Below are 4,628 nucleotides of genomic sequence, written 5' to 3'. Positions count from 1 at the left end.
TCGTGGGCTCGGAGATGTGTATAAGGCCCAGGCGCTGGGCCGGGCCGCGGCCCTGCTGTCGCCGCACTCACCGGCCCGCCCGCTGCTGGACTTCCGGCGGGGCCTGGTGGCCGAGCACCTCGCGGACTCCCCGCAGGCCGCGCGGCCCGCCTACCGCCGGGCCCACGCGGGCGCCGCGGCGCAGGGCGACAGCCTGCTGCTGTCCTTCACATGGCGGCACCTGGCCGGCCTGGACCTGCGCGACGGGGAGCTGGCGGAGGCCCGGCACGGCTTCGCGGAATCGCTGCGGATCCGCGAGGAACTGGGCTTCCTGGTCGGCACGGCGCCGGCGCTGGCGGCCCTGGCCGAGGCCGAGCCGGAACCGGAGGCCACCCGGCTCCGCGCCGAGGCCCGCCGCCTGTTCCACCTGCTGGGCGGCATCCCCACCTGGCTGGCAGACCACCTCCACCCAAGCCCGGCGTAGCGGCCCGGGCGCCACCCAGCCTTGTCGGCACCAATCCAGCCTCGCCGGCGTTTGAGGCGCGGGGGGCCGGGGGCCGGCCCCCGGAAGCGGCGGCGCGCCTGCGCACGAACGGGTGAAGCCGGGGCCAGGCGACGGAGCCGGCCAACCCTGGCCCGCCGGGCCAATCCAGCCTCGCCGGCGTTTGAGGCGCGGGGGGCCGGGGGCTGGCCCCCGGAAGCGGCGGCGCGCGGGTGGGCCCGGGGCCGGCGGCGGGTCAGGCGGAGCCGGCGAAGTGCTCGCGGACCAGCGACTCGACCACCGGGAGATCGCCCGCGATCAGCGCTTCGAGGAGTGCCGAGTGCTCGGCCGCGTCCGCCACCAGGTCGGCGCGGCGGACCCGGGGCGCGTCCTTGACCGGCCACTGCGAGCGGCGGTGGAGCTCGTCGGCCACCTGGACCAGCTGGTCGTTGCCCGCCAGGGTCAGGACGGCACGGTGGAAGGAGCGGTCCGCCTCGGCGTAGCCGGCGGGGTCGTACGCGGCCGCTGCCGCGGCCGTCGCCGCGGCGGCCGGGCGCAGGGCCGCCCAGGCCCCGGGCTCCACCGTACGGGCCAGGCCCAGCATCACGGGGACCTCCAGCAGCGCCCGTACCTCGGCCAGCTCGGCCAGCTCCCGGGCGGTCCGCGCCAGGACCCGGAAGCCGCGGTTCGGGAGGCACTCCACGGCGCCCTCCAGCGCCAGCTGCTGCATCGCCTCGCGCACGGGCGTCGCGGAGACGCCGAAGCGCTCCCCCAGGGCGGGCCCGGAGTAGATCTCGCCCGGCGCCAGCTCGCCGTCGACCAGCGCAGCGCGCAGCGCGTCGAGCACCTGCCCGCGCACGGAATGGCGCAGCACCTTGGGCGTCGTCTGCTGCGCCGGCAGAGACGGCAGGGACGGCATCAGACCCGTGTCGGCCGCGTCGTGCACTCGGTCCTCCTGACGGATCGGCTCCGCCGAGGATACGGGACGCCCCGGCACCGACCAGGGCGAGACCATTCGGGGCAAGGTAAGGCTTACCTGTCGACGATCTCCTGAAGCTCTGCGCGCAGCAATCCGCCCCGGCCGGATCCGGGACGCCCGCAGCGGGCGGCAACCCACCCTCAGGGGTGGTCGTAATCGAACTCGACACCGCCTCCACGTACGGGAGTTCGACGGACAACACCCTATCCGGAGGGCCTCGCACCCCGTTGGCGTTCTCTTGCCCCGAAACCCGCCTCCCGCCCCTTCCCGATCCGCCACTATGGCGCCCGGAAAGCCGCCGTACGCGATGCAAGGGACACCGGATGAGACTGACCGACATATCGCTGGACTGGCTGCTTCCGGGCAGCCTGCTGATCCTGGGCGTGCTTGCGGCGGTCGCGGTGCTGGCCCGGGGCAAGCGGGACGGCGAGAAGGCCGCGGCGGACGACACCTGGGAGCGCAGCGAGGAGCGCCGCCGCCGCAAGGAGGCGATCTACGGGACCGCCTCGTACGTGCTGCTGTTCTGCTGCGCGGCCGTCGCGGCCGCACTGTCCTTCCACGGGCTGGTCGGCTTCGGCCGGCAGAACCTCAACCTCTCCGGGGGCTGGGAGTACCTGGTCCCCTTCGGCCTCGACGGCGCCGCCATGTTCTGCTCGGTGCTGGCCGTCCGGGAGGCCAGCCACGGCGACGCGGCCCTCGGGTCGCGGCTGCTGGTGTGGCTGTTCGCGGGCGCCGCCGCCTGGTTCAACTGGGTGCACGCGCCGCGCGGTCTGGGACACGACGGAGCGCCGCAGTTCTTCGCCGGCATGTCCCTCTCCGCGGCCGTGCTGTTCGACCGGGCGCTGAAGCAGACCCGCCGCGCGGCACTGCGCGAACAGGGCCTGGTGCCGCGTCCGCTGCCGCAGATCCGGATCGTGCGCTGGCTGCGGGCGCCCCGGGAGACCTTCGGCGCCTGGTCGCTGATGCTGCTGGAGGGCGTACGCACGCTCGACGAGGCGGTGGAAGAGGTGCGCGAGGACAAGCGGGAGAAGGAGCAGGACCGGCTGCGCCGCCGCGAGCACCGGCGGCGCGAACGGGCCCACATCAGGGCGCTCGGCCGGCAGCACCGGGCCTTCGGCCTGCCCCGGCCGCGCGGCCGCCAGATCGAGGTCCCGGGTCTGACCCCGGGAAACGGCTCCGCGCCGGTCGGCGCGGAGCCCGCCATAGCGGAACCGGGACAGCTGCCCCCGCTCTCCTCGCTCCCTCTGGCAGGGAGCGCCAGGCGGCCCTCCCTGCAGGCCGTGACAGGTAGTGACTCAGCACCGCGGACGGTGGACCTCACCGCCGAGGACGACACCCAGACCATCCCGAGGCTCGACTCCCTGGAGCGCAAGCTCAAGGATCTCGAGCAGCAGTTCGGCTGACGGCGCCGCGCGCCGCGACGGGCCCGGCGGGCCCGGAGCGCCGGGCGGGCGGAGGGCCGGTCGTGAGCGATCTCAGCTCAGGGCCGGCCCTCCGTCGAGTTCGAACCACACCACCTTCCCGCCGCCCAGCGGGTCCACCCCCCAGGCGTCGGCGAGGGCGTCCACCAGCACCAGTCCCCGGCCGTGCGTACCGTCGTCGGCGGTCGGTACGTACGGCCGGGGCCGGCGCGCGGTGTGGTCCCGCACCTCCACCCGTAACCGGCCGGAATCCAGGGTCGCGGACACCTCGGCGCCCTGGTCCGTATGGACCAGGGCGTTGGTCACGAGCTCGGTGGTGAGCAGCTCGGCCACGTCCGCCAGCTGCATCGGGCACCGTGGCCGCAACAACTCCCTCAGGGATCTGCGGACTTCGCCCACCGCCTGCAGATCCGCCCGGTGTACCGCCCGGGCCAGTCCCGTCTTCTCCCCCACCCGCACGGTGACGTCCCTCCCGTGTCCGCTTCTCGAACAGGTCTACGGGGATGCATGCCCGCCGGGCCGGTCCGCACTCCTGCGGGGTTACGGCCAGGACACGTTACGGAGGTCGGATCGAGCCATCCGGATCACGAGCCCCACCCCGCCGTCCAGCACGGCCTTGTCGGCGGACCGCTCACATCCGGCCACCGTCTCGGGGGCCACCGCGGCGAAGTCCGGGGTGCGGTGGGGGGTTCCGTACGGAGGGCGGCCGAAAATCGGCCTCTCCCACCCGGCCGTCCCGAGGGAGGAGTTGGCGAACGGGAGCACTTCGACGGGTGGGGCGTACTGCACCAGGGTGAGGAAATCTCCCATCGGCATCGGGGAACCGCCGTCACCGGACACGAACACGACGCCGCCGTCGGCCGGTTCAGCCGTTCGTCCGGTTCGGCCGGCACCGAGGCGGCGTCATCGTACGTCCGCGCCGTTACGTCTCCCAGACCGCCGCGGCCGTACGGTCGTCGGCGTACCCCTTGAGGCGGAGCGTGGCGTCGGCCAGGAAGCCGGCGAGTCCCGGCGCCTCCTGCCCGCTCCAGCGGGCGGCCAGCTCGTCCGCCAGCAGCGGCTCCTCGCGCATCGGGGCGGCCAGACCGCCGGAACAGACGAGCAGCGTGTCCCCGGCCCGCGCCAGGCCCGCGCGGAACCGGAAGCTGGAGGCCTCGCCCTCCCGCGGGTCCTCGCCCGCCTCCAGGTCCTCCCACCGGCCCGCGCGCAACCGGAGCAGCCCGCCGGGGCCGCTGCCGAAGCAGACCCGGATACGGCACTCCGGATCGATGGGCAGCAGCAGGCAGCGCAGGCCCGCGGTGTACTGGTCCTCCTCGTGGCCGAGCTCGGCGGCGCGGGCCCGCAGCCGCCCGTAGCCGCGGTCGGTGAGCCGCTGCAGCCCGGAGCGCAGCGCGTCCCGGCGGCCGGAGCGGATGTCGTCGGCGAGGCGCTCCTGGCTGCGGCCGACGGCCGCGGCGACCCACTGGCAGACCTCGGCGGCCGCCTGCCGGGCCCGGGGCACGGCCCGGTCCGCGCCGGCCACGGCGACCAGCACCAGCGCGTCGTCGCCCCCGCCGAAGCGGGCGGTGAGCAGCACGTCCCGGCGCTCCTCCCCGCGGTAGCGGGCGGAGTCACCGCGGACGGAGGCGGCGCGCAGCGTGTACGTCCCGTAGCGCGCGCCCTCCAGCACGGTGTCGGGGACCAGCGCCTGCAGGGCCGCCGGATCGGCCTCGGCGAGCCGGCCCGGTTCGGCCGCGTAGGTGGGCGCCCGGTCCCCGAGGTGGCGGAC

The 4,628-nt window shown here is 75.4% G+C and carries 4 protein-coding genes and 2 pseudogenes; 2 read left to right on the top strand and 4 right to left on the bottom strand.

Features of this window, described 5'->3' with window-relative positions; genetic code table 11:
- Positions 1-463, top strand: a pseudogene (locus tag GPJ59_RS33725) (hypothetical protein); the annotation flags it as partial.
- A 253-nt stretch (positions 464-716) separates the two neighbouring features.
- Here GPJ59_RS33725 and GPJ59_RS33720 read toward each other — a convergent pair.
- Positions 717-1,379 carry a GntR family transcriptional regulator gene (locus GPJ59_RS33720; RefSeq protein WP_258025314.1) on the bottom strand — a complete coding sequence of 221 codons (663 nt, stop codon included), beginning with the start codon at positions 1,377-1,379 and terminating at the stop codon, positions 717-719.
- A 383-nt stretch (positions 1,380-1,762) separates the two neighbouring features.
- Here GPJ59_RS33720 and GPJ59_RS33715 point away from each other — a divergent pair, with 383 nt between their 5' ends.
- On the top strand, positions 1,763-2,842 hold the full coding sequence (locus tag GPJ59_RS33715; RefSeq protein WP_219671743.1) for a DUF2637 domain-containing protein: 1,080 nt from the start codon (positions 1,763-1,765) through the stop codon (positions 2,840-2,842).
- A 72-nt stretch (positions 2,843-2,914) separates the two neighbouring features.
- On the opposite strand, the gene GPJ59_RS33710 is transcribed toward GPJ59_RS33715, so the two are convergent.
- The 3 genes and pseudogenes from GPJ59_RS33710 to GPJ59_RS33700 all read right to left on the bottom strand — a co-directional run.
- Positions 2,915-3,259 carry an ATP-binding protein gene (locus tag GPJ59_RS33710; RefSeq protein WP_308120631.1) on the bottom strand — a complete coding sequence of 115 codons (345 nt, stop codon included), beginning with the start codon at positions 3,257-3,259 and terminating at the stop codon, positions 2,915-2,917.
- A gap of 141 nt (positions 3,260-3,400) precedes the next feature.
- Positions 3,401-3,718: pseudogene (locus tag GPJ59_RS33705) on the bottom strand (thiamine pyrophosphate-dependent enzyme); the annotation flags it as partial.
- 64 nt (positions 3,719-3,782) lie between these two features.
- On the bottom strand, positions 3,783-4,628 hold an 846-nt coding region (locus GPJ59_RS33700; RefSeq protein ID WP_219671738.1), incomplete at its 5' end, for a protein phosphatase 2C domain-containing protein.

The organism is Streptomyces bambusae (assembly GCF_019400985.1).
GTDB classification, from domain to species: Bacteria; Actinomycetota; Actinomycetes; order Streptomycetales; family Streptomycetaceae; genus Streptomyces; species Streptomyces bambusae_A.
This window is presented reverse-complemented; position numbering and strand designations above follow the sequence as displayed.

Coding starts and splice junctions, on each gene's coding strand:
- GPJ59_RS33720 (WP_258025314.1), bottom strand. CDS start 1,379: ATGCCGTCCCTGCCGTCTCTGCCGGCGCAGCAGACGACGCCCAAGGTG.
- GPJ59_RS33715 (WP_219671743.1), top strand. CDS start 1,763: ATGAGACTGACCGACATATCGCTGGACTGGCTGCTTCCGGGCAGCCTG.